This window comes from Streptomyces sp. SCSIO 30461 (assembly GCF_037023745.1).
Taxonomy (GTDB): domain Bacteria; phylum Actinomycetota; class Actinomycetes; order Streptomycetales; family Streptomycetaceae; genus Streptomyces.
The window spans coordinates 3,883,649-3,910,285 of sequence record NZ_CP146101.1; the positions used below are offsets into that span (position 1 = coordinate 3,883,649).

A 26,637-nucleotide genomic window follows, 5' to 3' on the forward strand; every position below is an offset into this window, starting at 1 on the left:
CCGTATGGCTCTAGATGTTCTGTCCCCGGACGCCGTCCGTGGGACGTATGCCCGGATCAGTAGGCGCCCTCGCTGATCCGGGCTTCGCGCTGTACGACGGTGTCCATCAGCTTCTTCCCACTGACCCCGTCGATCACAGCGATCTCGAACGGGCCACCGACCCGCCGGACCTCGGGCTGCTCGCGGCTGATGTGCGTCCGTGCCCGCAGGACCGTAGTCAGCGCGGCGCTCAGCTGGGTGGACAGCGCATCCAAGGTGGCAAGGTCGGAGAGCGGGAACCAGTCACCCCTGCAGCCCTGGCAATCCAGGACGGTCGGCCCCGGGCGGCCATCGGCGTCCACCGGAGCGGCCAGCCGCACCGCAAGGTGCACAGCGTTCGCATCCATCCTCGCCCCCGAGGGATTGGGAATGTCGAAGCCGGCCTCTTCTCCGAAGTGGACCAGTTGGCCTTCTTCGGGGACGCACTCGCCCCTGTGGAAGACATCACCCCCATCAACGACACAGAACGGAGGGCAACTGGCCAGCGGACTTCTCGTCATAAGGCGACAAATAGCACCTTGGGCAGCCACACATGAGACGTCCACGCCGAGATCCTCCTGACAGCCGACGGGAGCCACCCCTGCGATGGACACGGGTTGAGGCTTCCAGCCCGGGAGGGACTGGGAGTGCACTGTCAGGCGATGTCGCGGATCACCGCGACGACGCGCCAGACGGACCTCCTCCAGGCCGCCCGAGGCCAGCGGGGCCCTTTTCCGTGTAGCCCCGCGAATCAGCCCCTCGTGACGATCAGGATGGCCACACCCAGGAAGATCGAGCCGATGAACGCAGAGAAGACATAGGGGAGCACCCGGTAGCGCACGGTGAAATACCCGCGCCGCTTTGGGCTTACCGGGCGGATAGGCGACCGGCGTGGTACTGCCGACGTCCAGGCCGAGGCAGCGGCCGCTCCCTCCGCGGCAGGTCCAGCCGAGTTCAGAGGTCTTCCGGCGCACCGATCGAGGTTGATGCTCTGCCTCGACCGCACCCCGAGCGTCCGCCTGCGCTGCGACGGCTCGACGGCGAGGCCGGGGAGCATCGGGGGCCGCCACGCCCCGGTAGTGGTCGTCAGCCCTCTGCAGACGGAGTCTGTGCCAGACGCTGGCGGGAACGGCTCGCCGGTGGCGACATCCGCGCAGTAGGCGTGGAAGATCGGCTCGCGGCGTCCTGCCGGACCCGCAACGCCACGCCCCCTGCGTATACGCCGATGTATACTGCCGTCCATGGCTGATGCGATGATCCGGGTCTCCGCCGACGTGCGGGACCGCCTTGCTGTTCTTGCCGAGGCCCGCGGCACCTCCATCGGTTCCCTGGTCAAGGAGTTCGCGGAGTCGAGCCTGACTGCGGAAGAGCGGCGCGAGCGCGCCGAAGCCACGCGCGCCTACCTGGCGGAGCATTTCGCCACGGAGGTCACGGACGAGGAGAGCGCCGCAATGGGCCGCCGCCTGCGCAAGGCGTTCACCCGGTCGGCACAGGATGATGTCGCGTGATCCTGCACCACCTCATCCTGGACACCGCCACTCTGCTCGCCCTCTCCGGCAACCGGCAGGTCTCCGCTCTCATCCACCGCGCCAACCTCGAACCCGAGATGCGCCTATGGGTACCCGTCCTGGCCGTACTCCAGGCCGACCTCGAGAACCCGGGCACCGCCGAGCACATCGGACAACTCGAAGTTCTCCACACCATCGACCTCGACTACCCGGCCACCCTCGCCATCGCGCAACTCCATCGAGCCGGCACGCCGGTGGGAGCCGCCGCGGCAGTACATGCGGCCAAGACTCTCCCCCTGTGGGACACAGGCGCACTCGTCGCCACCGTCACTCCCGACCTCTACGACGAGCACAGCATCCGCATCTTCGACCTCAACCGCTGAGCCCCCGAGGCTGCTATGTCGTGTCGTGTCAAGCCGCTTGAGCGAGTTCTTCGACGTTGCTGAGTCGGTTCCGGTCGGCGCGCTCAAGGATCTTGAAGATTTGGCGGCAGATGACCCGCTTGTGGCATCGCTGCGCGTCACGGGAGGTCTTCCCCTCGGCGATCTTGCGTGCGACGTACGTCTTTGTAGAGGGATCGAGTCGCATTCTGATCAGGGTGATCGTGTGCATGGCCCGGTTGAGCTGCCGGTCGCCGCTGCGGTTGAGACGGTGTCGGTTGGTCAGCCCGGACGAGGCAGGGACCGGCGAAAGAGGCGAAGGCGGCTTCCGAACGGAATCGTCCCTGGTGAGACCAGCTGACCAGTATCTGGGCGGCGGTGATCGGCCCGATTCCGAGCAAGCCGAGAAGCTCAGGGGGCCTGCCGCCGCACCAGGGCGAGGATCTCGTTGTCGAGTTCCTTGGCCTCGGCCTGCAGGTAGGTGATCACCCAGCCGATGGTGTGAACGATGCCCGAGACGAGGCCGATCACCTGGCCGGATGCCGATGCGGAGGCCTGGCTGGTCAGATACGGGGCTGCGGAGTCCACGTGGACGCCCCCTTCAGTGTGGTGGTGCGGATGAAGTGCCAGTCGGTGACGCGCCGGTCGGTGAAGGTTCCGCCGCGGTTGCTGCCTGCCCAGACCAGGTGCACCACCGCCGTGTCGGGTCCACCGGCCCGGCGGGCGACGGTGGCCTGGATCCGGAAACGGGCGGTGGCGAACGCCGGCGCGAGGTCCTGCCGGGAGGCGGGGAAGACCGCAGGCCAATGTGCGCGGCCGATCCCGGTGGCATCCGCCCGCAGCAGGCCACGTCCCGCCGCGACGAGCTGGCTCTCGTCAGCGGCAGCAAGGTCGGCGGGCCAGGCTGTCTCCAACGACTGCTGGATTGCGGCGTCGCCGGCCACGCCCTCGCCGCGAGGCGGCATCTGTGGCGCACTCGTCTGCATCGAAGCCGTGGATGAGGTCCGCGCGGGCTGGTCGGCCTGTGACCGGCCTACGGGAGGAGAGCTGCCATCGGGCACCGTCAGAAGAATCACCCCGGCCACCGCCAAAACCGCGGAGACGGTCAGCAGCAGGCGCGGCGAGCGTGCTGGGAATGCGGTCACAGAAGCCTGGCCCCTCCCGCGTATCCCGGCATGGCGTTGACTGAACCGCATCGAGGCGGACCACAGCGCCGGGCCTGGGGGCGTTGACCATCTGCCCGTTGCCCACGAATATCCCTACGTGATGGATCGTCGCGTCGCGGCCGGGAGCGTCGGCGTAGAAGACGAGATCGCCTGGCTTGAGCCCTCCGGGACCGGCACCAGCGGGGATGCGCCGCCCGGCGCCGGCCTGTGCGCTGCGGTACGCGGCGGCAGGATGCCGACTTTCGCGTAGGTGTAGACGACCAGGCCTGAACAGTCGAAGCCCTTGATGTGCGCGCCGCTCTTCCCGCTGGGGGAGCAGCAGATACCCGTGCTCGCCCCGTGGGCGTTGCCGCCGCTCCACGAGTACGGCACGCCCTGCTGGGCCAGGGTTGCCTCGAGCACGGTGCGGACTTTCCTTGACACGTCTGTCAGGTCGGGGCCTTGGGAGGCTGCCGTGTACTGGTCGATCCAGTTCAGCACGTTGGCGACGTATTCATGGGAGCGGTTGTACTGGAAGATTGGGGCCTTGAGTTGTGTCCGCTTGGCCAGGTCGCGTCCGTTGCCGCAGAGGTAGACGGCGGCGCCGAGCGCGGCGTCGTCGGCGTTGTGTGGATCGGCTACCCGGTCGCCGCCTGCGTCCTTGCCGGTGCCTTCCCACGCGGACGGCAGGAACCGGAACGGGCCCACCGCGCGCTCCGCGCTGGCTGTGCCGTCCCACCGACCGCCCTCGGTGTCGGGGAAGACGGTGGTGTTGCCGCCGGCCCCGGATCCGTTGAGGAGCACTCCATAGATCCTGGGGCGGATGTCGCCGTTGTCGGCGATGATCAGGGAGGCGGCCGACCCGACGCTGTCGCGGCGCCAGCGCGGCGCACTGGTACGGGAGCTGGCGTCCATGACCCATGTCGACCCGGACGGCCGGGCGGTGCGGATCACCCGGTGGACCCTGGACCGCTGGATCTACGAGTGGAAACGGGCCGGGTTCGAGGCCCTGGTCCCTTCGCCGCGCCAGTCCCGCCCCCGCACGCCGCAGGAGGTCCTGGACCTGGCGGCGGCGCTGAAGAGGGAGAACCCGTCGCGGTCGGCGGCGCAGATCCGCCGGATCATCGGAGCTCAGCGGGGCTGGGCGCCCGATGAACGCACCATCCAGCGGATGATCGTCCGCGAGGGCCTGGACGCGTTGAAGGCTCCCGCCGCCTCCGCGGTGTTCGGACGGTTCGAGGCCGATGCCCCGAATGAGTTGTGGACCGGGGACGCCCTGCACGGACCGATGGTCGCCGGCCGCAAAACGTATCTGTTCGCGTTTGTGGACGATCACTCGCGGGCCGTGATGGGACATCGCTGGGGGTTCGCCGAGGACACTGTCCGCCTGGCCTGGCCCTGCGGCCGGCTCTGGCCGCGCGGGGTGTCCCGCGCTACATCTACGTCGACAACGGCTCCGCGTTCGTGGACTCGTGGCTGCTGAGGGCCTGCGCGAAACTCGGCATCAAGCTCGTGCACTCCACCCCGGGCCGCCCACAGGGCCGGGGCAAGATCGAGCGGTTCTTCCGCACCGTGAACAGCGAGTTCGTCGTCGAGATCGCCTCCGGTGGCGGTCAGGCGGGACGGCAGATCGACAGCCTGCTGGAGATGAACCGGCTGTTTCACGGCCTGGACCGAGAACGTCTACCACCGCCGCGTCCAATCCGAGACGGGAGCCGCCCCGCAGGCCCGCTGGATGAACGGCCACCCCCTGGTCGTCCCCAACCCCGCCGACCTCGCGGAAGCCTTCCGCTGGTCGGAACACCGCACCGGGGTTGGTGGAGCCGTCTGGCAGGGGCGCGTCAGTTCGGGGGGAGTCGGGGCGGGGAAGCGATCGCGGCGGCGACCATTAGCCGGACGGTCTGCTCGTCGACGCTTTCCCCGAAGAACAGGCTGCGGAACAGCATGGTTCCCGCCCATGCGTCGAGGACCAGCGAGATGTCCGTATTATCGGGGAGGGTGCCACGTTCGACGGCCCGCGACAGTACCTCGTATGAGGATGCCTTGCGGCCCTCGATCAGGTTCTCTGTGAGGAGGCGGCGGAGTCCGGAGTCGTCCGCGACATCTGCAACCAGCGCCGGCAGTGCCATGCGGATCTTCTGTGAGCAGTACAGGTCTGCGAGCGAGTAGGCTACCGCGATCAGTTCGGCCTCGCTGTCGCCGACATCATCCGTCGGTATCGCGGGAAGCTCCTCGCGTACCGCATCGAGGACGAGGGCTGGCTTGTTGGGCCAGGACCGGTAGATCGTGGCCTTGCCCACGCGGGCCTCGGCCGCCACTCCGCCGATGGTCAGCTTCGAGTAGCCGTCCTGGGCCAGGATCCGCAGTGTCGCGGAGAGAATCCGCTCACGTGCGTCCAAGTCCCGTACATGGGTGCCGGATTGGTCTGATATCTGATTCAGAGTTCTCTTTTGTCCCATTGGCTTCTCGCTTGGTGATGCCGAGTTGGTTGGTATCGGGAGTCGCAGGATTGAACGATACGGCTCGTTTCATGTGTTGGAGCGTATTCAACCACTTTCATGGCTTCAAGCCCAAGCAGTGCCGGAACGCCGGCGGTCACCGCAGTCCCGCAGGCAGATTCCCGTTCGTTCGCCCATTGGACGGCCCACCTCCCGTCGGTACGGACCGGAATGCCGTCCGGCCGGAGGGCCTGCGGTGTCCCGGCTTCCCGCAGTCGACCCCAGTCGGTTGCGCCGAGCTTCACCAGGCACTCCTTGTACGTCCACCGTAAGGCGAGGGCCAGGTCCGGGCGAGGGTCCGCAGCGACGGCCGCGTGGTCGGCGGCCGTCAGTACTTCGTGCTGCGAGGCCTCCGGCAGCGTGCGGCGCCGGTGATTCTCGGTGTCCACGGCGACCGGGCCGAGCCCGGTCGCGGCGGCGACACAACCGCGGGTGTGGCTGAGGCTCACGGAGATCCCGGGAAGCTCCGCGATATACGGTCGGCCATGGCCCGAAGAGCCGCACCCAGGGCAGAGCTGGCGGAGCGTCAGAAGCTCCGCCGGCACCCCACTCCACCTCGCGGCACACTCCCGTACGAGCAGGTGCGCCGCGAGGTAGTCGTCACGGTCGTCAGCGGAACGCAGTCGGGCGGCCCGAGCCTGCTCGGCCTCTGTAAGCCTGGCTCGGACGGACGTCAGAGCCCGGAGCGCCCCGGCCGAGTCCGCGTACAGCACCAACGAGTTCGCCAGGCGACCCACTCCCCACCGTCCTCCGGAGCGGAGCATCACAGCCCGTCGGCCCAGGCGCGGATGCGTGCCGCGATCGGTGCCCCCTTGCGGGCCCACCGCACGTGGTCCACCCGGCCCCCACCGCCGGGTTCGAAATGCCATCGTTCCACGACGGCCGAGGGAAGTTTGGCGCACAGCCGGTCCACCGCCGTGGGTGGAGCGAGAGTGTCCCCGGAGACCGAGACGGCGAGCACGGGCAGCCGTATGGACGCGAATCCCTCCTCATAGGCGATGTCGGCACCCGAGGGCCGGAACCGGCCGGTGCGGGAGATCCTGGCCCAGTCGCGGATCAGCGTTGCTGGCTGCCTGCCCGCGAATCCGAGCCGGTGCCCGGGGAAGTACCCCCACAACCAGGCGATCAGGGCAGCGAGTTGGGTGCTCAGCAACACCCGCAGCCCACTGGCGCCCGGGAATCCCCGGAAGTCCACCGACCCGGCGGCCACGAAGATCAGACCGTCAACGCCCTTCGGCTCGCGGGCCGCGTACAGCACAGAAACCTGGCCCCCGATGCTGTGTCCCAGGAGGTACAGCGGGACGCCTTCGCCGAAGCGTTCCCGGGTCGCTGCCACCAACGCTGGCCAGTCCCGCGACGCGAGTTCGTGGTAGCCGTGGCGGGAGCGGCGGCCAGGCCGGGGTCGGCTTTCGCCCTGCCCCCGCAGATCGGCGGTCACGGAGGCGATGCCCAGCTCCGCCAGCTCGGCGCAGAACGGCGCGTAGTACGAGGCATTGACCGCCATGGCGGGCCAGATCAGCACGACCGCCCGGGGTGCCGCGGTCGGCTCGGTGAGCTGAGTGACGACCCGCTGCGGGCCGTCACCGTCGTGTGGCGGCAGCAGCACCTCCCAGCAGGTCGGGTCGTCACCGGGATTCGTGGCCGGGGCGCTCATCGGGGGGCGTCCGAGAGGAGCATGTATTCCAGGCGGGTCTCCTGCGTCTCGCGCGACCAGCGCTCGGCCGCCTCCATCCGTTCCTCGATACTGGTGTCCACCAGCCGTCGGCCGGGCCAGATCTCGTAGTCGCCGATGAGCCCGGCATGCTGGGCGAGACCCTCCTGGAAGAGCGACTCGCGGCGGAAAAGTACTTCCTGCATCGGGAGTTTTTCCCACAAGCGGCGGCCCTCCATGACCAGGTCCAGGAGCCGCGGGCGCTGCTCCGAGTGCTCGGTCAGGTAGCGGCGTACGACCGAGCTGCCGACGGCGAGATGCCGGATTTCGTCCATGTTCGCCCCGCGCTCGACCAAGGCCGCGGATGGGTCGAGCGGGCGCCACTTCCGCTCGCTCAGCTCGGCCGCGGGCGCCAGGACGCCCTCCACGAGAACCGTCAGGACCAGCACGCCGCCGTGGAAATCGCCCTGGTCGCGCAGGACCTGGAGGCCGAATTCCTCCAGCGGGTCGAGCACTGCGGCAGCGCTCGTCGCGGCGGTGTGGGCAACCGCGGCCTCGATCTCGGCAGCAGAGAGGTCCAAGCGCAGCAGATGCTCCCGGAAGGCGCGGGCGTGCCGGGCCTCGTCGATCAGCTGGGTCGCGAAGAACTCCAGATCATCGGTCTCGGGTGAGTGGAAGACCGCGAACGACAGGGCACGGGTGGCCTTCTCCTCTGCCAGGTGACGGAAAGTGAACTCGTCGATGATGGCGTCGCGCAGTGGGCCTGGCGTACGGACCGCCTCGGTCGGGCCTGCATCGGGCACCGAACCATCCGAGAGCCTCCGCAGCATGGTGCCCGCGACATGTCGAAGCCAGTACGGCAGATTGCAGTCCTGCGGGCTGAGCTCCAGCGTGCGGGCGCCTTCGAGCACGCTCGGGGCGTTGTCCCAGTCAGCCTCGACGGGGGTGGTCGTCATAGGGATCAGATCCTCTTCGTTTTTTCGTTCGTAGTGCCTCGGTGCCGTCGTCGGGGGTCAGACGGCGCCGGTGGTCCTGAGCAGGTGCCAAACCGCGGGCAGCCGTACCCCGTTTTGGAAGGCGATGTACTCCGGCTCGATCACGTGCGGAGCCCACTTGAGCTTGAACGCCTCCTGTGTCCGTGCCGGGTAGACCAGCCGCCCGTGCTCCGTCACCAGCCGAAGTGCCCGCGCCAGGCCCCGGCTCGCGGACGCCGACTCGTGCCGGTCCTCAAGGCCGGCGCAGGGGGTCAGCCCGAGATGCAGCCAACCCGCACCTTCTTCCTGGAAGCGGGTCAAAGCAGTCAGGTTGATCAGCTCCACGGTCCCGACCGGAGCCCCCGGCGACCGGCGGGTCAGGTCGTACAGCCATCCCGGCCTGCTCCCCCACACGGGGGAGTATGTGATGTAGCCGACCGTCCGGCCCCGGTGCCGGGCAAGGAACGTGCGGCGCAGCGAAGCGCCGGGACCGCCGCGCTCGCCGATCAGGAACTGGAGCTCCTTGACATGGCGGCCCTTTGCCCGCAGCCATTCGCCGTCGATTGCGTCGAGCTCACCCTGTTCGCCCAGGGCGCCGGGGTCCGTCTCCACGACGGTCACCCCGTCGCGGCGGGCCCGGTTGACGTTCTGCCGGATCTTCGCCAGTGGCTTGCCCCGCAGGCTGAACCGGCCGAGATCGATCCCATACGTGCTGCCCATCTGGTTCACGGCGAAGCCGCGCTCCTCGTACAGCGGTACATCCTGGCGGTGCAGTTGTACCGCCGTGAGCAGTGGTTTGTGAAACCGCCCGGCAGGCAACTGGAAGAGGAACTCGTCCAGAAGGCGCCCGCGGCTTTCCGGGGCTGTGAAGGGCCCGGCGAACTGCACCACTTGGTGTCGCCCCGGCCGATAGGCGATCAGGCCGGGCACGCGAGGACACATGTACCAGCTGGTGGTGCGATTGAGGGCGAGGTATCCGCTGGGGTGGTCGCTGTAGTGACGCAGAGCTCTGACCGCGTGGTCCGCGTCGGGCCCCGCCGGGAGGGAGAGGGAGGCCACTGTCATATGTGCTCCCGTGTCAGGTGGCGGACTGTCGCATCAGCTTCGGCTCCTGACGCCGGGGTCGTGGACAACCTCGCCTCCAGTTCAGTGAAGGCAGGGTGGGCGTGAGGTTCGAACGGCACGGAGAACGGCTTCAGGAAGTTCCCCAGCAGACCCCGGTCCCCACACAGGTGGAGTGGTACGGCGAGCAGCGCCCACTCCCAGCCGAAGGACCAGGCCCACAGGCCCACGACCGTGCCGGCGGTGAGCCAGCTGTGCATCGTGTTGTAGAGGACGTAGTACACGTGCGGGACAGGGCCGCCCCTGGCCCGGCGATGCGCCAGGGCACCCGGAAGGTATCCGATCAGGTCGATGTATGCGAACAGGCCGACGGCCACGGGCCAGCGCACCTCGTCCCAGTGCGCGATCAGCAGCCAGGCGCTGATGAACAGTCCCGCGAGGTACTCGGCGCGCAGCAGCCAGTACGTGGTGCGGGACTCGAAGCGGTTGGCGGCGTCCACTACCCGGCCTCCCCGCCGAGGAGGGTCGCCAGGATGGTCGCGATGGTCTCGCGCAGCACCCGCTCGGCCACCGGGTCGATGATCCCGGACAGGCTTGGCAGGCCGAAATCGAACTTGGCCTGGAAGCGGACCAGGCACCCGGCCCCGTCCGGGCCCTCAGGGACGACGGCCCACTGTCCGTCGAACGACTCGAAGTCGCCCGAGGTCTGCCGGAAGGAGATGGCCATGGCGGCGTCGTCGAAGACGTCCTCCTCCGACCAGGCGAGTACGCCGTTGCGGAAGTCCACCTCCCAGTCGCTGACGACCGCGCCGGTCTCGTCCGCCGGGTGGACCGCCACCTTGCGCACGATGTCGACCAGCTCGGGATAGCGGCCGAAGTCGCGCACCAGCCCGTACGCGGTCCGTGCGTCGACGGCGGCGCTGTGGTGTTCCAGTTCTACCGATCGCATCTCAGCTGCTCCTTGTGGTGTCGGTGGTCGGCGGGAAGCGGTCGCCGAGTACGCGGGCGGCCTCCCGGACCGCCTCGGACAGCTCGTCGACCTCCGCGCCAGTGAGCACCGCGGGCGGAGTGAAGCGCACGACCGCGTGCGCGTTCAGCGAGTGGTTGACGATGATGTGCCGTTCGAGCAGCTCCAGCAGGAACTCCCCGGCCGTGCCCGCGTCGTGGAACTCCACTCCGATGAGCAGCCCCACTCCCCGGACCTCGCGGACCAGATGCCCGCAGTGCTCGGTCAGGGCCCCGCGAAGCCGGCCGAGGAGCGTGTCGCCCAGCTCCGCAGCACGCGCGGTCAGTCCCTCGTCCCGGATCACGTCGATCGCCGCCTCCGCGGCGGCCATGGCGACCGGGGCTGCCGAGAACGTCGAGGTGTGGATGAACGGATCACGGTCGAAGACGGCGAAGGCCTTCTCCGTGGCGATCGCCGCCGCCACCGGGATTACCCCGCCGCTGAGCGACTTGCCGGCCAGCAGGATGTCGGGCGCGACGGCCTCGCGGTCCGCCCCCCACCATGCCCCGAGCCGACCCATCCCGGTCTGGATCTCGTCGAGCACAAACAGCGCCCCGGTCCGCCGGCAGAGGTCCGCCACCTCCTTGAGGTAGCCGTCCGGCGGGATGATGACGCCCGCCTCGCCCTGCACCGGCTCCAGGATCACCACGGCGTCCGAGCCGTCCGCCCCGATCCGCGCGGCCAGCGCCGCCGGGTCGCCGTACGGAACGTGGGAGACCAGCGGCAGCAGGGGCAGGAACGGATCCTGGTACAGCGGCTTCCCGGTGGCCGACAGCGCGCCGAGGGTCTTGCCGTGGTAGCCGCCATGCGTCGCGATCACGCGGCGGTGACCGAGGCTGCGGGCCATCTTCAGCGCCGTCTCCACCGCCTCGGCGCCCGAGCCGGTGAAGTGCACCCGCTCGAGACCCGCCGGGCAGACCGCCGCCAGGGCCGCCGCGGCTCTGGCGGCGGACGGCTCCAGCAGCAGCCGTGTGGCCAGCGGCAGCGTACGGATCTGCCGCTCGACCGCGGCGACCACTCGGGGGTGGCAGGCACCAGTGAGGAAGACCCCGTACCCGCCGGCGTTGAGGAAGTCGCCGCCGTCGGCCGTGCGGACCCGGGATCCGGACGCGGACACCTCGACGTGCCCGCCGAACATCTCGCCGAGCTTGCCGCGGCCCCGGCTCAGGTGCGCCTTGTACCCGGCGGCCACGGCCTGGCCCACGGTGTGCGGGGCGGCCGGGGCCGCCTGCAGGCCGCTCACCGGACCCGCAGGGGGGCGCCGTCGCAGTGGTCGAGCAGCGCCTGCGCGGAGGCCGTTCGGGACGGCGGGTGGAAGGCCAGCGCCCGGCTGACGGCCAGCAAGCTCCCGATATCGGGCGAGGAGGCGAACGCCAGCCCGCCGAGCACCTCCGCCGCCCGGTCCGCGACGTCCACCAGCAGGTCCTGAACGGCGTACCGCGCGGTGAGGGAAGCGGCCAGTTCGTCGTTTCCCACCGGGCCCTCGTCGACCTGGCGCGCGATGTTCTCGGCCAGGCCCGCGGCCGCCTCCAGGCCGGTGACGAGGGCGGCCCGGTCGGTAGCGCCGCCGCGGCCACCGGCCACCGCCGCCTCCGCGAGCCGGGCCACGGCCCCGGTGTATGCGGAGGTCACAAGGAGCTCGAACCAGACGAACCCCACCGTCTGCAGCGTGTCGAGACCCGACCCCAGCTCCACCTGGGGCCGCAGCATCAGCTCCTGCGGGACATGGACGTCCTCAAGGTGCACCTCGTCGCTCTCCGCACCGGCGAGGAAGGGGGCGCCCCAGAACGGCTTGCGGGTGATGCCGGGCGACTGGGCCGGCACCAGCGCCACCCCCAGCTCGCTGCCGCCCTGCCCGTCGGCGGCAGGCAGCGTCATCCCCGCGGTCAGCAGGTCCATGGAGTGGGTCAGACTGCACGGCTTCTTAACGCCGTTGACGAGGTAGCCGTCCGTCACGGGCACCGCCGTGACGGACGAGTCGAGGATGTCGGCGCCGGTACGGCCCTCGGCGAAGCCGGAGGCCACGAGCAGCCGGTCGCGGGCGATGGCCTCGATCAGCATCCACTCCAGGCCGCCCGCGTCCTCCGAGGCGACCAGGGCGACCAGACTGGCCACCGAGAAGTTGTGCATCGCGGCCGCGACCCCGAGCGAGGGCGAGATCGCTCCCAGCGCCCGCCCGACCCGCACGGCGTCCAGAGCGCTCGCGCCCCCGCCTCCGTACGTGCCCGGAATGAGCAGTCCCGGTCCGCCGCTGCGGCGGAAGGCCGCGAGGCCGGGACCGCCCGGTGCCTCCAGCGTCGCCAGGGGAACTCCTTCGAGCTCCCCCGCGAGACCCGGGAGGTACTTCTCGCACGCAGCGCGTGCGTGGTACATCGCGCGCATCAGGCCGATGCCTCCTTCATGAGGTCCGCGAAAACAGCGTCGGTGGGGCGCACACCCTGGGCCACACTCACGCCCTGGAGGTGGGAGGTGCGCAGCATCGGGTAGTTGGCCTCGCCGCCCGGGCCGCCGGTGAGGCCCGTACCGCCGTGGGTGGGCAGGACCGGCAGGAACCCGATGTGCGAGTCGTTCACCTTGAGGAGCCCGCCGCTGCGTACGCCGGCCACGAACTGGTCGATCACCCGCGGGCTGCCGGCCCACAGCGAGTTGCGCAGCCCGTACTCGTTGGAGTTGACGAAATTCACCACCGACTCCAGGAGCCCCTGCGTCTCCTCGGGCGCCGGTACGACGACCGGCAGCAGGGGGAAGAAGGTCTCGTGGCGTACAGCGTCCAGGTCCCTTGCCCCCTTGAGGCCGTCGACCCGGATGACGGTGGGTTCGAGGAACAGCCCGCCCACCGCGTCCGGTTCGCTCTCAACGTCCAGCCTGCGTCCGCCGCAGACCAGCTCCGCGCCGCCCTCAAGGGCCTGGTCGAGCACGGCCTTGAACAGATCGGTGCGCAGCACCGGGGACAGCAGCGTCCCCGGCTCCTCCGGGTAGCCCGGACGGATCGCGGCGGACCGCTCGGCCAGCTTCGCCAGCAGCGTGTCCGCGACAGCCGGGTGCACCACCGCCACGTTGGGCACCATGCAGATCTGCCCGGAGCCGTAGAACGCCTCGGTGAGCGCCTCGGCGGCCAGGTCGAGGTCCGCGTCGTCCCAGACCACGCAGATGTCGTTGCCCGCGAGTTCGAGGACCGGCTTCTTGCCCGCGGCCACGCAGCGGGCGCCGAAGTCGATGCCCTGCCGGCTGCCGCCGAAGTACATGACGTCGTCGACGAGCGGGCTCTCCAGCCACGCCCGCATGGTGGTGGGTGCATCAGAGCAGAGCACCGAGAGCGCCGCGGCGGGGGCGCCGACGGCTTCCAGGGCCGGCGCGATGAGTTCCCGCAGGATATGCATCACGCCCAACGGCGCACTGCGCGGAGCCCGGACCACCAGCGCGTTCCCCGCCGCTAGAGCCCACACCCCAAGCAGTACGTTCGCGATCGTCGCGTTCTGCGGCGGGTTCAGGCAGACCACTCCGTCGGCGACCCGGCGCACCGTCAGCTCCCGCTGCTCGGTGCTGACCCGGAGCTCCATCTGGGAAGCCAGGAATGCCCTTGTCGGAGCGGAGGTGTTGGCGAGGATACCGGCGGCCTCCCAACGGGCCAGCACCGACGGGTGGCCCTCCGAGATCATCAGGTCGACGATCTCGTCGTGCTTCTCGCGCGCCAGGTCGTGGAAGACCTCGACCAGCCGCATCCGGGTCGCGAGCGGGGCGGCCGACCACTCGGCGGCCGCCCGCGCGGCCGACTGCAACGCGGCCTCCACCTCGTGCTCGTCGGCCACCGCGCAGCGCCCGATCACCTCCGGCGGCGCGTCCTCGGGTGCCATCGCCCCTTTCTCCAGGCCACGCTTGGTCCTGACGGACCCGAAGAAGTCACGCAGCATGGCGGAGGCGCGCACGGTGTACACCCACTTGGTGCCCGGCCGGTCCTGCCCGTCCACATAGGAGCCATAACTCAGCATCGCGGTCAGCCTTCCTGGTCACAGAGCGCGAGGGCCGAGCCGAGTGCGGTACCGAGCCGGGTGATGCGGGTGCCCTCGTCGAACATCGAGAAGTGGTTGCCGGGGACCTTGTCCACCATCAGCTGTCCGGTGATGTGGGCGCCCCACAGGGACTTGTCGCGCGGGTTCATGCGCAGCGCGTCGAGCAGCGCCTCGCCCTCCGGCTCCTCGGCTTGGAGCAGCAGGAGGTTCCCGGTGAACCGGCGGTCGGGGTAGTAGCCCTTGAGCAGGCCGTGATTGTGCTGCCACAGGTCGAGGAAGCCTTGGTCCCGCAGCATCTTCGGGTCCACGCCCCGCACCGCGGCGGCCTCGAACAGCACGGGGAAGATCGCCTCGAACTCCTCCGGGTCCAGGTACCCGCCCAGGTACGTCTCGGGCACATGGGCGTCGAGCATGAACAGCAGCTCGACGCGTTCGCCGGCCCGCTGCAGCTGGAGCGCCATCTCGAACGCCACGTTCCCGCCGAAGGAGTAGCCGCCGAGGCGGTAGGGGCCCTGCGGCTGCTCCCGGCGGATCCACTCGACGTAGAGCGCCGCCAGTTCGCGCAGTGTGCCGGGCCGCAGGGCCGGGTCGGAGGGGAAGGACAGTGCGCGCAGCGGCGCACCCGGCGGTGTCCGGTCGGCAAGACGGAAGTAGAGGAAGCTGGTGCCGCCCGCCGGCGGGACCAGGTAGACGGGCGTGCCCTCACCCTCGCGTACCGCCGTGATCCCGCTGTACGCCGCCGAGGTGCCGGAGAGCTTCGAGCGGATGTGGGCCGTCATCTCGTCGGGCGTGCGCAGCCGGGCGAACTCGTCGAAGTCGAGATCGATCCCGAACACGCCCCGCAGCGTGGTGACGACCTCCACGGCGAGCATGGAGTCCCCGCCGAGGTCGTAGAAGTCGTCGTCGGGGGCGATCTGGACCATCCCCAGGCCCTGTTCGAGGGTCTCGACCACGCGCTCCAGCACGTCGTCGTCGGCCGTCTCCACGACGGCGGCGACGACGGGCTCCGCGGCCCCCGCCGCGGGGGATTCGACGGGGGCCGCAGCCGCCACCGCATCGGCCCGGTTCTCGGGCTGGATCCAGTGGCGCTCCTGCCGGAAGGGGTAGCCCGGCAGGGAGATCTTGAGGGCAGGGCCGTGGACCCAGCCGTCCGCGGGCAGCGCGGACACCGGCTGCGCCCCGGCGAGCAGCGCGTCGAGTCCCGCACGCAGCTCGTCGTGGTCGGCCGCGTCGATCAAGTGCCGCACGGGCAGCAGGGCCCGGCCCGTGAACAGCGTGTAGGCGATGTCCCGCACGGCCGCCGGCTCCGGTGCGTCCAGGAGTGCGCGCAGCGCCCGGGCCTGGGCCGTCAGCGCCTCGGCGTCCCGTGCGGACAGGACGACCGGGTAGCGGACCCCGGGCTGTCCGGCGGGCGGTTCCTCGCGCACGGGCGGGGCGGTGAGCACGGCGTGTGCGTTCGTGCCGCCGAGTCCGAAGGAGCTGACCGCCGCCGCCAGGAGGGGAGCGTCCGCGGAGCGGTCCACGGACTCGGTGGGCACGTCGTAGGGCTGGCTGTCGAGCCGCAGATGCGGGTTGGGGGTGGCGTAGTTGATCTGGCGCGGCACCTTCTGGCGGAAGAGCGCGAGCGCCGCCTTGATCAGACCCGTCACGCCGGCCGCCGCGTCGAGGTGCCCGATGTTGGCCTTGAGGCTGCCTATCTTGCAGTCCGGGGCGGGGCCGCCGGCCTCCTGGTAGGCGACGCTGAGCGCGCGCAGTTCGAGCGGGTCACCGACGGGTGTTCCGGTGCCGTGGGTCTCGACGTACCCGACGTGCGATGCGGGGACTCCCGACGCCTCGACGGCCGCCCGGATGACCGCCCGCTGTCCCTCCGGGCCGGGCGCGGTGAAGCCGATCTTGTCCGAGCCGTCATTGTTGACGGCCGAGCCCTGGATGACGGCGTAGACGCGGTCGCCGTCCGCCAGGGCGTCGGCGAGCCGCTTGAGGACGACGACGCCGCAGCCGTTGCCCTTGACCGTGCCGGCGGATTCGGTGTCGAAGACACGGCACTGGCCGTCGCGGGAGAGGATGCCGCCCTCTTGGTACTCGTAGCCCGCCGTCTGCGGGAAGGTGATGCTGACGCCGCCCGCGAGTGCCGCCCGCACCTCACCGCGCGCCAGTGCCTGGCAGGCCAGGTGGACGGCGGTCAGCGAGCTGGAGCAGGCGCTCTGCACGGTCATGCTGGGGCCGCGCAGGTCGAGCTTGTACGAGACCCGGGTGGCCAGGAAGTCCTTGTCGTTGCCCAGCAGTACCGGGTACGAGAGTGCGGCGTCGGCGTACTCCGCCGAGCGCAGCACGTTGGCGATCAGATACGTGCTCATGCTGGTGCTGGCGAAGACGCCCACCGGGCCGCCCGCGTGCTGCGGGGCCAGGCCGGCGTCCTCCAGGGCCTGCCAGGCGCAGGTCAGGAAGACCCGGTGCTGAGGGTCCATGAGGCGGGCGTCGCGCTGGGTGACGCCGAAGAAGCCGGCGTCGAAGAGGTCCGCGTCCGCGAGGTCCGCGCCCCGCGGGACCCGGCCGGGGGAGGCGATGTCCTGCGGGGCGACCCCCGCGTCGGCCATCTCCTCGTCGGAGAACCGGCGGACGGACTCGACACCGTCCAGCAGGCCCTGCCACAGCTCGTCCGTCGTCGCCGCGCCGGGGAAGCGGCCCGCCATTCCGACGACGGCCACCGCCTTGCCGGACGCTTCGGGCATCGACCGAGTGGTCTGGTTCATCGGCTGTCCCCTCGCACGACGTCGACGTGCGCCGCGAGCCGGCGCACCGTGGTGTGTGTGTAGAGCTCGATCATTTCCAGGTCCGGTGCGTGCAGGTGTTCCTGAAGCAGCCGGTGGACCTCGACGACGTGCATGGAGGAGCCGCCGATGTCGAAGAAGTTGTCTTCGGGGCCGATCTCGATCCCGGGGAGCACCTGTTTCCAGATGGCGCGGACCGCGGCCTCCGTGTCGCTGCCGGGCCCGCCGGGTGCGGCGGCCACGCCTCGCTCCCTGTCCGCTCCTGGGTGCTCGGGCCAGGGCAGCGCCGTGTCGTCCACCTTGCCGTTGATGGTCAGGGGGAGCGAAGTGGCGCGGACGAGCTGCGTGGGCACCATGTACGAGGGCAGCTTCTCCCTGAGGGCCCGCACGATCGTGCGGGTCTCGGGCAGGCTCAGACCGGCCGCGAAGGCGACCAGGTGCGGATGGTCCGGGTCGCGTTCGTCGAGCCGGACGGCGCACTCGCGCACGCCGGGCACCGCGAGCAACGCCGTCTCGATCTCACCGAGTTCGATGCGGAAGCCGCGCAGCTGTACCTGCTTGTCGATCCGCCCGAGGTGCACGAGCGTGCCGTCGGGCCGCACCACGCCGAGGTCGCCGCTGCGGTAGACCTGCTGACCGCCGTGAACGGGGAAGCGTTCGGCTGTCAGCTCCGGCAGGCCGAGGTAGCCGAGGGAGACGCCTGCGCCGCCGACGACCATCTCGCCGGGGACGCCCGGCGGGCAGACGTTGCCGTCCTGGTCGGCGATCGTCACGGTCAGGTCGGGCAGGGGCCGGCCGATCGCCGAAAGGGTCTCCGTTCGGGCGCTTTCCGGGGTGACCGGGTGGTAGGTGACATGCACGGTCGTCTCGGTGATGCCGTACATGTTCACCAGCCGCGCCCGCTCGCCCATAACCTCGTACCAGGCGTTCAGGGAGGAGAACCGCAGTGCCTCGCCGCCGAAGATCACGTAGCGCACGGCGAGCCGCTCGGCGTCGCCCTGGTCGAGGACCTTCAGGAGCTGGCCGAAGGCGGAGGGGGTCTGGTTGAGGACCGTGACCTGCTCCCGGACGAGGAACTCCCGGAACTGGTCGGGTGACTTGGCGCAGTCCTCCGGGACGACGGCCAGCCGGCCTCCGTACAGCAGCGCGCCGAAGATCTCCCAGACGGAGAAGTCGAAGGCGTACGAGTGGAACAGGCTCCAGGTGTCCTGCGGGCCGAAGCCGAAGTGGCCCTCGCTGGAGCGCATCAGACGCATCACGTTGCGGTGGGTCACCTGGACGCCCTTGGGGCGGCCGGTGGAACCGGAGGTGAAGATGATGTACGCGCAGGCGTCCGGGTCCTGCGGCACCGTCTGGGCCGCGGCGGGCGCGTCGGCGGAAAGGGGCGCGAGCATCTCCCGCGCGTCCAGGAAGCGGGCGACGGGTGAGGGCCAGTGCTCCTCGTCGACCACGATCGGCAGCCCGTCCGGGAAGCTCTCCAGGATCGAGGTGATCCGGGAGACCGGGGAGTGCGGGTCGAGCGGGACGTAGACCTTGCCCGCCTTGAGCGTGGCGAGGATGACGGCGATCAGGTCGACTCCGCGCCGCATGGCGATGCCGACATGGGAGCCGTCGGTCGAGGCGGCCAGCCGCGTGGCGATGCGGGCCGCCCGTTCGTCGAGCTCGGCGTACGTCAGCTCATCGGCGCCGTCGCTCACCGCGATGCGCTGCGGGCGTTCCCGCGCCGTCCGCTCGAACCAGGCGGCGAGCGACGGCGGCACCGCGAAGGGCTCGCCGCCGGAGTCCGGGTTGACCAGGGCGAACAGTTCGCGCTCGGCCTCGTCCGACAGAGCCGGGATCTCCTCGATGCGCTGTTTGGGGTCCTGCGCCACCACTGTGAGGACCTGGCGCATCACCCCCATGGGATCGGTGAGCCACTGCTCGTCGCTGCACTCGGCGTTGAGGATGAAGGCGGTCCCGGAGTCCTCGACGTTCATCGAGAGCGGGTACTTCACCAGTCGGCGCGCGAGAGGGACGGGCGTCACCGTGCAGTCCGGCAGCCTGAAGCGCAGCTGCTCCTTGTAGTACGTGAAGGTGTTGTCGGGGGCGAGCAGGGCGCCGGCCAGCCGGGGGTTGACCTGGCGGGCGTGGGCTCCCAGGTCGAAGCCCTGGTGGCGCAGCATGCCCACGCTGGCCGACTGCACGGTCCGGCACAGCTCCTCGAAGGTGCCGTGCTCGGTGAGGTCCACCGCGAGCGGGAGGGTGTTGACGAAGTAGCCGAAGGCCTGGCGCTGGCGCAGTCCGCGCCGGTTGGCCAGCGGGATGCCGGTGACGAGCTCACGTCCGCCGGTGACCCGGGCGTACGTGACGAGGTAGGCGGCGAGGAAGAACGCGAAGGGGGTGCAGCCCAGTTCCTTGGTGCGGGAACGGACCAGCTCGCCCAGCTCCGCGTCGAGTTCGAGGGTGCGCTCCTCGCCCAGGATCGCGCCGGAGGAGTCGCGGCGGCCCTGGAGACGGTCGTCGCCGAGGGTAGTCAGTCCCGCGAGCCGGCCGGCGAAGAAGTCGAGGGCGTCGGCACTGGCGGTGACGGGCTTGACGAGCGTCGCCGGATCGTCCTGGGTGGACGGCGAGAGCTCCGCCTGAGGGTCGGCATAGACCCGCTCCAACTCAGCGATGAAGTTGAAGAAGCTGTAGCCGTCGTTGACGAGGTGGGAGAAGACTAAGGTGGCGTAGACCGCCTCGTCGTCCTGGAAGACGCGGAAGTCGTACTGGCGCTCGCCGGGCGGAATCGGGGTGTCACTGCGCCCGGCGAGATCCAGGGCGAGCGACTCCTCGGCGTTTCCCGGCAGGACGGTGAGCGGGACGAGGGCGTCGGGGTCTTCGTAGGGCTCGCGGTGGACGGCGTACACAACGCCCTCGCGGGACTCGAACACGGTGTTGAGGGCTCGGATGCCGCGGGCGACCCGGTCGAGCGCGGTACGCAGCCGCTGAGCGTCGGGCCGGCCGGTAACGCGGAAAAGTCCGGTGAGGTTGAAGGAGGCGTCGGCCGGAAACAGCCGGTGATGGGTGAAGAGCTTGGCCTGTGCTGCCGTGGCCGGTGATATCGCCGGTCCCGTCATTGTGTTTTCCCCCATGAAGGTCTTGCCGTGAGCGTTCAGTGGCCGGTCTTGCTGATGTCCCACGCGAACCGCCGCGAGAGTGGCCGGGGCAGGTGGCGCAGGCCCCAGGCGGCGGTCTTGTACCGCAGGCTCGGGATGCTGAGCACCTTGCCCTTGCGCAGGTCGCGCAGGGCCGAGCGGACGACGTCGTCGGAGTGGAGCCAGAGCCAGGGCGGCGGGAAGGTGGTCGGGATGCCGGCCCTCTGGTGGAACTCGGTGCGGGTGTAGCCGGGCAGGAGCGCCATCATCCGCACGCCCGCGGCGCGCACCTGCTGTGAGACGGCCAGCGATTCGGTGAAGCCGATGATCCAGGCCTTGCTCGCGGGGTACGTGGAGCTCAGCCAGGCGGGGCCGAGTCCCGCGACGCTGGCGACGTTGATGATCGATCCCGAGCACCGCTCGGTCATCTCGCTCAACGCGGCGTCGGTGAGCCGCAGCACGGCCCGTACGTTGAGGTCGAGGAGGCGTTCCTCGGCCTGGATGCCGGTCTCCAGGAACGAGTTCTCGTAGCCGATGCCGGCGTTGTTGACGAGCAGGTCGACGACCGGTTCGGCCGCGAGCCTGGCCGTGACCCGCGCGCAGCCCTCGTCGGTGGTGAGGTCGGCGGGCAGGACTTCGGTGCCGACGCCGTGACCGGCCTGGAGGAGATCGGCGTGCTCCTTCAGGTCCCTCTCCGATCGTGCGACGAGGACCAGCTCGTAGCCCTGTTCCGCCAGGGCCCGGGTGAACGACTTGCCGAGGCCGGCCGTCGCTCCCGTGATCAGTGCAGTGGGCATGTGATGTCTCAGCTCGGGTCGGAGGGGCGGTCAGACCCGCGCGGGAGCGCGGAGCACCTGGTCGCGGACCGCGCGGAATCCGTCGACCGCCCGCTGCAGCTGGTCCTCGGTCTGTACGGCGGTGTAGCTGGTGCGCAGCCGGGGCGAAGCAGCCGGTGGCAGCACGGCGTTGACGTACACGCCCTGCTCGATGAGGAGATTCCAGGCGAGCAGCGTGCTGATGTCGTCGCCGGTCTCGACGGGCACGATCGGCGTCTCGCTCGCGCCCACCTCGTAGCCCAGGGTGGTCAGTTCGCGCCGCATGAAGTCCGCGTTGCCGGCGACCGTGCTGCAACGCCAGGGCTCGGCCTGCAGGATGCGCAGCGACTCCAGGGCGGCGGCCGTGTTGGAGGGGCTGGCACTCGCGGAGAACATCAGGCTGCGAGCGTTGTGGCGCAGGTAGTCGATCACGGTTTCGTCGCCGAGTATCGCGCCGCCGATCGAGCCGAACGCCTTGGAGAAGGTGAGGGTGATCAGCGGGACGTCGGCGGTGAGCCCGAAGTGCGATCCGGTGCCGCGGCCCTTGTCGAGCACGCCGCCGCCGTGGGCGTCGTCCACGAGCAGTGTGGCCCCGAACCGGCCGCATACATCGACGAGTTCGGGCAGGGGGCAGAGGTCCCCCTCCATGCTGTAGACGCCGTCGACGACGACCATGCAGTTGTTGCTCTCGGCGACGCGGGCGAGCTTGTCGGCGAGTTCGGCGGTGTCGTTGTGCGCGAACCACTGGATCTTGGCTCGGCTCAGCCGCGTGGCGTCGATGAGGGAGGCGTGGGCTTCCTTGTCCAGGAAGACGATGTCGCCGGGCCCGCACAGTCCGGCGATCGCACCGAGGTTGGCCTGGTAGCCGGTGGCCAGGACGAGGGCGGCGGGCTTTCCGAAGAACTGGGCGAGCTCACGCTCCAACTGGTCGTGCAGCTCGAGGTTTCCGTTGAGGAACCGGGAGCCCGTGCAGCCCGCTCCGTAGCGCTCCGCTGCCCGGGCGGCGGCCTGTATCACCCGGGGGTCGGTGGAAAGACCCAGGTAGTCGTTGGAGCCGCACATGACGACCTCGCGGCCGTCCGCCATGCGTGCGGTGCCCGCGTCGCGGCCGTCGAAGTTGAGGAAGTAGGGGTAGAGGCCCGCGGATTTCAACTCATTGGGCCGGTTGTAGGAGGTGCACTTGTCGATGACGCTCACAATTCATCCCTCTGACGTCTTGAAAGTGGCATGGATGTGCTTAGGCGCGGAATGCGGAGCTCGACTTCCCGCATGACCCTGCCGAGGATTTCGGGCAAGGTGGCCAACTCCCATTCGTCTGACACATGGAAGGTGTCGTGGGAGGCGACGGTGCACGGGTGCTGAGTCTCCGCGGCTTTCTCGCGGAGCGGATCCATCAACGTTTCCAGGAATGCCAGATAAGGCGATGCGTGGAAGTGGTGTCGCAGATTGCGTAGGCAACCGCAGATGCGGCCTTGGCCATTCTATTCCCCCATGGAATGCTGCCGAAGTCTTCGTCCGCGAGCATGCGCGGAGGACGAAGAGGGCGATGCGAGTGTGCCGCGGCGCGGTGCCGCAGCTCGAAGGGCCGTTCCCTCTCGCCCGGAACGATCCGACTCGTTCCACCGTAAGTGGGTGACGCGGGCCCGTCAAGTGAAGAAACCTGTGAGCGGGGAGGTTTTGTATGCGGCGTTGGTGCCCGTGGTTGCGACTGGCTGTACTTCTTGCCCTTGCAGCTTTGGAGCAGCTAACTTCACACGGCACCGCATGCTCCTGGGCGTTCCAGCGTACTCAGAAGGGGAATGATGCAACGTCAGATGAAGCTTGAGCAAAGCGTTTTCGTGAAGGCCTCGCAAGTGGAGCTCTATGATTCCGTTTCCGAGGTAAGGGCGATGGGCAAGTACAGCCCCGAATGCCGGGTGGTCCTGGGGCCGCGCGGCTCCGTCGCGGCCGGCCGGAGTTTCATCGGCCTAAACCGCAAGGGCCCATTCGTCTGGTTTACTTGGTGCCGCGTCGTACACGCCGAGCCGTCGGAGCGGTTCACGTTCGATGTGTACGCGTTCGGCCTGCCCGTGGCCCGCTGGGGCTATCGCTTCACGCCCGAGGCCGACGGCACCAGGGTCACCGAATCCTGGGAGGACCTGCGGACAGGCCGTGGGGCCCGTGTCACCGAACTGCTCGGTCTCATCTTCACCGGAACGCCCGCGGAACGCCGCGCTGGACTCAACCGCGCGGACATGCGCACCACCCTTCTTCGGCTGAAGCACGCCGTGGAGCGATGAACCTTCCGAGAGAGGCGACAGCCATGACGACAGCTCAGGCCCCGGTTTCCTTCGCCCCCTTGCAAGCGGCGGTGCGCGAGGCGGGCCTGCTGCGCCCGCGCACCGGCTATTACGCCGTCAAGTTCCTCATCAACACCGCTCTCCTGGCCGCGGCCTGGGGTCTTTTCTCGTGGCTGGGCGACTCCTGGTGGCAGCTCATTGCTGCTGTGCTGCTGGCCTTCGCGTACGGCCAGACCGGCCTGCTCGGACATGATGTGGGCCATGCCCAGGTCACCCGCGACCGCCGTGCGATGGAGGTGCTCGGACTCATCCACGGCAATCTGCTGCTGGGCTTCAGCTACGGCTGGTGGATGAGCCATCACACCCGGCACCACAACCACCCCAACCACCTGGATCACGATCCGGATATCCTGCGCCGCGTCGTGGCCTTCTCGCCTCGGCAGGCTCAGGGCGTCAACCGGCTGCGGACCTTCGTGATACGCCATCAGGCGCCGCTCTTCTTCCCGCTGCTCAACCTCGAGGCGGTCGGCCTGCGCGTAGGGTCCGTGATCGCCATCCGGCGCGGAGTGGTCCGGCGGCCGCGGACGGAATCGGTCCTGCTCGCGCTGCACGCGCTCGCCTATGCGGTGGTGGTCTTTTCCCTGCTCGGCCCCCTTCTCGCGGTCGCGTTCATCGCCGTCCATCAGGGCTTGTTCGGCGTGTACCTCGGCTGCGTCTTCGCCCCCAATCACAAGGGGATGCCGGTCCGCGACGGCGACTCCGAGCCCGACTGGCTGAGCCGGCAGGTGCTCACCTCCCGGAACATCCGCAGCTCGCGGGTCCGTGACTTCCTCTACGGCGGGCTCAACTATCAGATCGAGCACCACCTCTTCCCCGCCATGCCGCGGCCCAACCTTCGCAAGGTGCGTCCGCTGACGCGGGCGCACTGTGCCGCGCAGGACCTGCCGTACTACGAGGTCTCGGCGACCCGCTCGTACGTCGAGGTCCTGGCGCATCTGCGCCAGGTCACGGAGCAGGTTCGCCAGGAGTCTGCGCGGTCCGCGTGACTCCCTCCATCAGCAGTCCGATGAGGTCGCGGGTGTACGTCCCGGTGACCTCGCCCCGGCGTACGAGGATGCGCAGCCACAGTGCCCCGGCCATGGCGTCTACGAGGGGCGCCGGATCGGCCTCGGGCGGCAGCTCGCCGCGCGCCACCGCGCGTTCGAAGACCGGCTGGTGCCGTCCGAGCCGATCGTCGAGGAACGAGACGACGAGCCCGCGCATCGCCTGATGGCGCACCGCGCCGACCAGGGCCGCCTCGATGACGGCCCGCCGGTGCTCGTCGTCCAGCAGAGCCAGTACCCGCTCGGCGAGCGCGTTCAGATCGCCGTGCAGGCTGCCGGTGTCGGCAAGCTCGAACTGCAGGAGATGCGAGTGCAGAAGCGCGTCGCGCAGCAGCTCGGACTTCGAGGGCCACCAGCGGTAGATGGTGGTCTTGTTCACCCCGGAGCGCTGGGCCACGCCCTCGATCGTCAGGGCGTCGTATCCCAGACCGCCCAGCAGGTCCAGCGCGGCAGTAAAGATCTCGGCCTTGCGTCGCGGTCCGCCGGCCTCCAAGTCCCGCCTGTCCTTCACTGCTCACGCCCTTCGTCTGTGCGGGCGCCGAGTCTACAACAACGCAACGTGGCGTTGCATTTAGTGGGTCCGGCCTTCTAGTATGCAACGCAACGTTGCGTTCTAGGTTGCCGCCCGTCCGCGGGCGCACCACGCCTGGTGGGGGAATCGATGCGTGCTGACGGACTGGGAGATCCAGTTGCCGGACTGACTCCGGCCCCCGACCGGCCCGGCATCTGGACCGCTGGACCCGCCGAGGGTATTCCCCTGGTGCTGGTCCATGGCATCCGGGTCTCCGCCCGGATGTGGGACCCGCATGCCCACCGGCTGGCCCCCCGATTCCGCATCACGGCCCCCGATCTGCCGGGGCACGGGACGCAACGCGACCGTACCTTCAGCCTGGAGGAGGCGGTCGAGCGGGTCGGGCTCGCCGTGGACGAGGCAGCTCTGGCCACCGGCCGCCGCCCTCTGGTGGCCGGTGGCTCCCTCGGTGGATACGTCGCCCTCGCCTACGGCGCCGCGCACCCGGACCGGGCCGCCGCCGTCCTGGCGCAGGGCTCCACCGCCCGGCCCGACCGGATGACCGGCTTCGTCTACCGCACAATCGCCCGCGCCATCTGGGGACTCGGCCCGGCTCGCGCCGCCCGCCTCAACGACCGGGCACTCCAGCGCCGGCTGCCCCCCGACAGCTACCGGGCCGTCATGGCCGGCGGCCTCACCATGCACGCCTTCGTCGAAGTCGTCGAGGACCTCACACGGCGTGACTTCCTCAACGTCGCGGGGCGCTGCCGGCTCCCCGTGCTCTTCGTCAACGCCCGGAGCGACCGGCTCTTCCGCGCCCAGGAGCGCGAGTTCCTCCGCGCGGTCCGCGCCACCGGCGGATACGCCAGGCTGTTCCACGTGCCGGGCGCACACGACATGTCGATCAGCGATCCGGCCGCCTTCGCCGGGATCGTCGAACGCGGCTACGAGCTCCTGTCCGGAGCCCGGCCCGACGCCTTCATCACCGGGCCCGAGGGGACGTCCCCGTGACCGCGTGGCTCCAGCAGTGGTCGCCGCCCGCACCTGACGGTACGACAAACGCCCGGATCCTGTGCATGCCCTACGCCGGAGGCGGCGCGGGCAGCTACCGGCACTGGGGCCCGGCCATGCCCGCCGGAACCGAACTCCACGCCGTGGAGTTACCGGGCCACGGTAGACGGCTGACCGAGACCCCCGCAGCCGGCGCCACCGAGATCATCGAAACCCTGGTCCCACTCGCGGCCCGCCCCGGACCGCCCCCCATCCTCTTCGGGCACAGCATGGGGGCCCTGCTCGCCTATGAGCTCTGCCGCGCCCTGACGGAGCTCGGCACTCCTCCCGCCGCACTCGTGCTCTCGGCCATGTCTCCTGCCCACCTCGTGGACCGGGCGGCCTGCCGGGCACTGACCGGCGACCCGGTCGCGCTCCTGGACCACGTACGGGAACTCGGCGTCACCCCACCAGAAGTGCTGCGTACACCCGCGATGCGTGAACTCGTCCTGCGCACCATGCGGGCCGACCTCGGGCTCCTCGCCGCTTTCCCCGACCCGGCGGACCCGGTCCCCGCTTCCGTGGCCGTCCTCGCGCTGAGCGGACGGTCCGATGACGTCTACCCGCCGCACGCTGTCGCCGCCTGGGAGCCGTTCGCGGAGCGCTGGCGAGGGATGCGTGTCCTGGACGGCGGCCACTTCTTCCCCTGGCGGGACGACACCGTCCCCGACTTGATCGCCTCCCTCGCCAGGGACATCGCCTCGGCCCACGGCACCTGCAGCGCCCCACCGTGAAGGAGA

27 protein-coding genes and 1 pseudogene are annotated in these 26,637 nt (G+C 69.9%); 7 read left to right on the plus strand and 21 right to left on the minus strand.

Features of this window, described 5'->3' with window-relative positions:
* Positions 1 to 56: 56 nt before the first annotated feature.
* Positions 57 to 386, minus strand: coding sequence for a hypothetical protein (locus tag V1460_RS17105; RefSeq protein WP_338674549.1), 330 nt, complete (start codon positions 384 to 386; stop codon positions 57 to 59).
* Positions 387 to 1,259: 873 nt separating this feature from the next.
* Between V1460_RS17105 and V1460_RS17110 the strand changes: the two genes are divergently transcribed.
* Positions 1,260 to 1,526: a hypothetical protein gene (locus V1460_RS17110; RefSeq protein WP_338674550.1), complete on the plus strand. Its 267-nt coding sequence runs from the start codon at positions 1,260 to 1,262 to the stop codon at positions 1,524 to 1,526.
* The gene (locus V1460_RS17115) at positions 1,523 to 1,909 is read left to right on the plus strand and encodes a hypothetical protein (protein ID WP_338674551.1); all 387 of its coding nucleotides are present in this window, start codon (positions 1,523 to 1,525) and stop codon (positions 1,907 to 1,909) included. The genes V1460_RS17110 and V1460_RS17115 overlap by 4 nt, the downstream gene beginning before the upstream one ends.
* A gap of 28 nt (positions 1,910 to 1,937) precedes the next feature.
* On the opposite strand, the gene V1460_RS17120 is transcribed toward V1460_RS17115, so the two are convergent.
* From V1460_RS17120 to V1460_RS17145, 5 genes and pseudogenes are all read right to left on the minus strand, one after another.
* The gene (locus V1460_RS17120; RefSeq protein ID WP_338678398.1) at positions 1,938 to 2,138 is read right to left on the minus strand and encodes a hypothetical protein; all 201 of its coding nucleotides are present in this window, start codon (positions 2,136 to 2,138) and stop codon (positions 1,938 to 1,940) included.
* 3 nt (positions 2,139 to 2,141) lie between these two features.
* A pseudogene (locus V1460_RS36380) lies at positions 2,142 to 2,307 on the minus strand (transposase); the annotation flags it as partial.
* Between the two features lie 10 nt (positions 2,308 to 2,317).
* Positions 2,318 to 2,494 carry a hypothetical protein gene (locus V1460_RS17135; RefSeq protein WP_338674552.1) on the minus strand — a complete coding sequence of 59 codons (177 nt, stop codon included), beginning with the start codon at positions 2,492 to 2,494 and terminating at the stop codon, positions 2,318 to 2,320.
* Positions 2,470 to 3,051 (minus strand): hypothetical protein, encoded by a 582-nt coding sequence (locus V1460_RS17140; protein ID WP_338674553.1) that lies wholly within the window; start codon positions 3,049 to 3,051, stop codon positions 2,470 to 2,472. Before V1460_RS17140 ends, V1460_RS17135 begins: the two co-directional genes overlap by 25 nt.
* A 114-nt stretch (positions 3,052 to 3,165) precedes the next feature.
* Entirely contained in the window at positions 3,166 to 3,966 is an 801-nt protein-coding gene (locus tag V1460_RS17145) for an NlpC/P60 family protein (RefSeq protein WP_338674554.1), read from the minus strand.
* Between V1460_RS17145 and V1460_RS17150 the strand changes: the two genes are divergently transcribed.
* Positions 3,965 to 4,534, plus strand: coding sequence for a DDE-type integrase/transposase/recombinase (locus V1460_RS17150; RefSeq protein WP_338674555.1), 570 nt, complete (start codon positions 3,965 to 3,967; stop codon positions 4,532 to 4,534). The genes V1460_RS17145 and V1460_RS17150 overlap by 2 nt on opposite strands.
* Before the next feature lie 358 nt (positions 4,535 to 4,892).
* On the opposite strand, the gene V1460_RS17155 is transcribed toward V1460_RS17150, so the two are convergent.
* The 14 genes from V1460_RS17155 to V1460_RS17215 are packed head-to-tail and all read right to left on the minus strand — an operon-like array spanning position 4,893 to position 22,151.
* Complete coding sequence (locus V1460_RS17155) at positions 4,893 to 5,450, minus strand: TetR/AcrR family transcriptional regulator (protein ID WP_338674556.1); 558 nt, start codon at positions 5,448 to 5,450, stop codon at positions 4,893 to 4,895.
* A gap of 38 nt (positions 5,451 to 5,488) precedes the next feature.
* Positions 5,489 to 6,418: a 4'-phosphopantetheinyl transferase family protein gene (locus tag V1460_RS36385; RefSeq protein WP_407077472.1), complete on the minus strand. Its 930-nt coding sequence runs from the start codon at positions 6,416 to 6,418 to the stop codon at positions 5,489 to 5,491.
* A complete protein-coding gene (locus V1460_RS17160) occupies positions 6,313 to 7,203 on the minus strand; it encodes an alpha/beta fold hydrolase (protein WP_338674557.1) in 891 nt (296 codons plus the stop codon). The genes V1460_RS36385 and V1460_RS17160 overlap by 106 nt, the downstream gene beginning before the upstream one ends.
* The gene (locus V1460_RS17165; protein ID WP_338674558.1) at positions 7,200 to 8,156 is read right to left on the minus strand and encodes a VlmB-like protein; all 957 of its coding nucleotides are present in this window, start codon (positions 8,154 to 8,156) and stop codon (positions 7,200 to 7,202) included. The genes V1460_RS17160 and V1460_RS17165 overlap by 4 nt, the downstream gene beginning before the upstream one ends.
* Before the next feature lie 57 nt (positions 8,157 to 8,213).
* Positions 8,214 to 9,239, minus strand: coding sequence for a DUF2156 domain-containing protein (locus V1460_RS17170; protein ID WP_338674559.1), 1,026 nt, complete (start codon positions 9,237 to 9,239; stop codon positions 8,214 to 8,216).
* Positions 9,236 to 9,736, minus strand: coding sequence for a hypothetical protein (locus V1460_RS17175; RefSeq protein WP_338674560.1), 501 nt, complete (start codon positions 9,734 to 9,736; stop codon positions 9,236 to 9,238). The genes V1460_RS17170 and V1460_RS17175 overlap by 4 nt, the downstream gene beginning before the upstream one ends.
* Positions 9,736 to 10,185, minus strand: coding sequence for an SRPBCC family protein (locus V1460_RS17180; RefSeq protein WP_338674561.1), 450 nt, complete (start codon positions 10,183 to 10,185; stop codon positions 9,736 to 9,738). The genes V1460_RS17175 and V1460_RS17180 overlap by 1 nt, the downstream gene beginning before the upstream one ends.
* Position 10,186: 1 nt before the next feature.
* Complete coding sequence (locus V1460_RS17185) at positions 10,187 to 11,485, minus strand: aminotransferase class III-fold pyridoxal phosphate-dependent enzyme (RefSeq protein ID WP_338674562.1); 1,299 nt, start codon at positions 11,483 to 11,485, stop codon at positions 10,187 to 10,189.
* Complete coding sequence (locus V1460_RS17190) at positions 11,482 to 12,624, minus strand: acyl-CoA dehydrogenase family protein (protein ID WP_338674563.1); 1,143 nt, start codon at positions 12,622 to 12,624, stop codon at positions 11,482 to 11,484. Before V1460_RS17190 ends, V1460_RS17185 begins: the two co-directional genes overlap by 4 nt.
* Complete coding sequence (locus tag V1460_RS17195) at positions 12,624 to 14,231, minus strand: aldehyde dehydrogenase (RefSeq protein ID WP_338674564.1); 1,608 nt, start codon at positions 14,229 to 14,231, stop codon at positions 12,624 to 12,626. Before V1460_RS17195 ends, V1460_RS17190 begins: the two co-directional genes overlap by 1 nt.
* Before the next feature lie 5 nt (positions 14,232 to 14,236).
* The gene (locus V1460_RS17200; RefSeq protein ID WP_338674565.1) at positions 14,237 to 17,005 is read right to left on the minus strand and encodes a beta-ketoacyl synthase N-terminal-like domain-containing protein; all 2,769 of its coding nucleotides are present in this window, start codon (positions 17,003 to 17,005) and stop codon (positions 14,237 to 14,239) included.
* Positions 17,002 to 20,121: an amino acid adenylation domain-containing protein gene (locus V1460_RS17205; protein ID WP_338674566.1), complete on the minus strand. Its 3,120-nt coding sequence runs from the start codon at positions 20,119 to 20,121 to the stop codon at positions 17,002 to 17,004. The genes V1460_RS17200 and V1460_RS17205 overlap by 4 nt, the downstream gene beginning before the upstream one ends.
* A 35-nt stretch (positions 20,122 to 20,156) precedes the next feature.
* Positions 20,157 to 20,936: an SDR family oxidoreductase gene (locus V1460_RS17210; protein ID WP_338674567.1), complete on the minus strand. Its 780-nt coding sequence runs from the start codon at positions 20,934 to 20,936 to the stop codon at positions 20,157 to 20,159.
* A 30-nt stretch (positions 20,937 to 20,966) separates the two neighbouring features.
* Positions 20,967 to 22,151: a pyridoxal phosphate-dependent aminotransferase family protein gene (locus V1460_RS17215; RefSeq protein ID WP_338674568.1), complete on the minus strand. Its 1,185-nt coding sequence runs from the start codon at positions 22,149 to 22,151 to the stop codon at positions 20,967 to 20,969.
* Between the two features lie 602 nt (positions 22,152 to 22,753).
* Here V1460_RS17215 and V1460_RS17220 point away from each other — a divergent pair.
* Both V1460_RS17220 and V1460_RS17225 read left to right on the plus strand, forming a co-directional pair.
* Positions 22,754 to 23,233 carry an SRPBCC family protein gene (locus tag V1460_RS17220; protein ID WP_338674569.1) on the plus strand — a complete coding sequence of 160 codons (480 nt, stop codon included), beginning with the start codon at positions 22,754 to 22,756 and terminating at the stop codon, positions 23,231 to 23,233.
* Between the two features lie 23 nt (positions 23,234 to 23,256).
* The gene (locus V1460_RS17225; RefSeq protein WP_338674570.1) at positions 23,257 to 24,279 is read left to right on the plus strand and encodes an acyl-CoA desaturase; all 1,023 of its coding nucleotides are present in this window, start codon (positions 23,257 to 23,259) and stop codon (positions 24,277 to 24,279) included.
* Here the strand turns inward: V1460_RS17225 and V1460_RS17230 are convergent.
* On the minus strand, positions 24,239 to 24,847 hold the full coding sequence (locus tag V1460_RS17230; protein WP_338674571.1) for a TetR/AcrR family transcriptional regulator: 609 nt from the start codon (positions 24,845 to 24,847) through the stop codon (positions 24,239 to 24,241). The two genes, V1460_RS17225 and V1460_RS17230, sit on opposite strands and share 41 nt — an antisense overlap.
* Positions 24,848 to 24,997: 150 nt before the next feature.
* On the opposite strand from V1460_RS17230, the gene V1460_RS17235 reads away from it, so the two are divergent.
* Together V1460_RS17235 and V1460_RS17240 are read left to right on the plus strand one after the other, a co-directional pair.
* Positions 24,998 to 25,858, plus strand: coding sequence for an alpha/beta hydrolase (locus V1460_RS17235; protein ID WP_338674572.1), 861 nt, complete (start codon positions 24,998 to 25,000; stop codon positions 25,856 to 25,858).
* Entirely contained in the window at positions 25,855 to 26,631 is a 777-nt protein-coding gene (locus V1460_RS17240; protein ID WP_338674573.1) for an alpha/beta fold hydrolase, read from the plus strand. The genes V1460_RS17235 and V1460_RS17240 overlap by 4 nt, the downstream gene beginning before the upstream one ends.
* Positions 26,632 to 26,637: the final 6 nt, after the last annotated feature.

Bases quoted from the DNA above. Each gene is read 5' to 3' on its own strand.
- V1460_RS17105 (WP_338674549.1), bottom strand. From the start codon at position 386: ATGGATGCGAACGCTGTGCACCTTGCGGTGCGGCTGGCCGCTCCGGTG.
- V1460_RS17110 (WP_338674550.1), top strand. From the start codon at position 1,260: ATGGCTGATGCGATGATCCGGGTCTCCGCCGACGTGCGGGACCGCCTT.
- V1460_RS17120 (WP_338678398.1), bottom strand. From the start codon at position 2,138: ATGCACACGATCACCCTGATCAGAATGCGACTCGATCCCTCTACAAAG.
- V1460_RS17150 (WP_338674555.1), top strand. From the start codon at position 3,965: ATGACCCATGTCGACCCGGACGGCCGGGCGGTGCGGATCACCCGGTGG.
- V1460_RS17145 (WP_338674554.1), bottom strand. From the start codon at position 3,966: ATGGACGCCAGCTCCCGTACCAGTGCGCCGCGCTGGCGCCGCGACAGC.
- V1460_RS36385 (WP_407077472.1), bottom strand. From the start codon at position 6,418: ATGGCATTTCGAACCCGGCGGTGGGGGCCGGGTGGACCACGTGCGGTG.
- V1460_RS17160 (WP_338674557.1), bottom strand. From the start codon at position 7,203: ATGAGCGCCCCGGCCACGAATCCCGGTGACGACCCGACCTGCTGGGAG.
- V1460_RS17165 (WP_338674558.1), bottom strand. From the start codon at position 8,156: ATGACGACCACCCCCGTCGAGGCTGACTGGGACAACGCCCCGAGCGTG.
- V1460_RS17170 (WP_338674559.1), bottom strand. From the start codon at position 9,239: ATGACAGTGGCCTCCCTCTCCCTCCCGGCGGGGCCCGACGCGGACCAC.
- V1460_RS17180 (WP_338674561.1), bottom strand. From the start codon at position 10,185: ATGCGATCGGTAGAACTGGAACACCACAGCGCCGCCGTCGACGCACGG.
- V1460_RS17190 (WP_338674563.1), bottom strand. From the start codon at position 12,624: ATGCGCGCGATGTACCACGCACGCGCTGCGTGCGAGAAGTACCTCCCG.
- V1460_RS17195 (WP_338674564.1), bottom strand. From the start codon at position 14,231: ATGCTGAGTTATGGCTCCTATGTGGACGGGCAGGACCGGCCGGGCACC.
- V1460_RS17200 (WP_338674565.1), bottom strand. From the start codon at position 17,005: ATGAACCAGACCACTCGGTCGATGCCCGAAGCGTCCGGCAAGGCGGTG.
- V1460_RS17205 (WP_338674566.1), bottom strand. From the start codon at position 20,121: ATGACGGGACCGGCGATATCACCGGCCACGGCAGCACAGGCCAAGCTC.
- V1460_RS17210 (WP_338674567.1), bottom strand. From the start codon at position 20,936: ATGCCCACTGCACTGATCACGGGAGCGACGGCCGGCCTCGGCAAGTCG.
- V1460_RS17220 (WP_338674569.1), top strand. From the start codon at position 22,754: ATGATGCAACGTCAGATGAAGCTTGAGCAAAGCGTTTTCGTGAAGGCC.
- V1460_RS17225 (WP_338674570.1), top strand. From the start codon at position 23,257: ATGACGACAGCTCAGGCCCCGGTTTCCTTCGCCCCCTTGCAAGCGGCG.
- V1460_RS17235 (WP_338674572.1), top strand. From the start codon at position 24,998: ATGCGTGCTGACGGACTGGGAGATCCAGTTGCCGGACTGACTCCGGCC.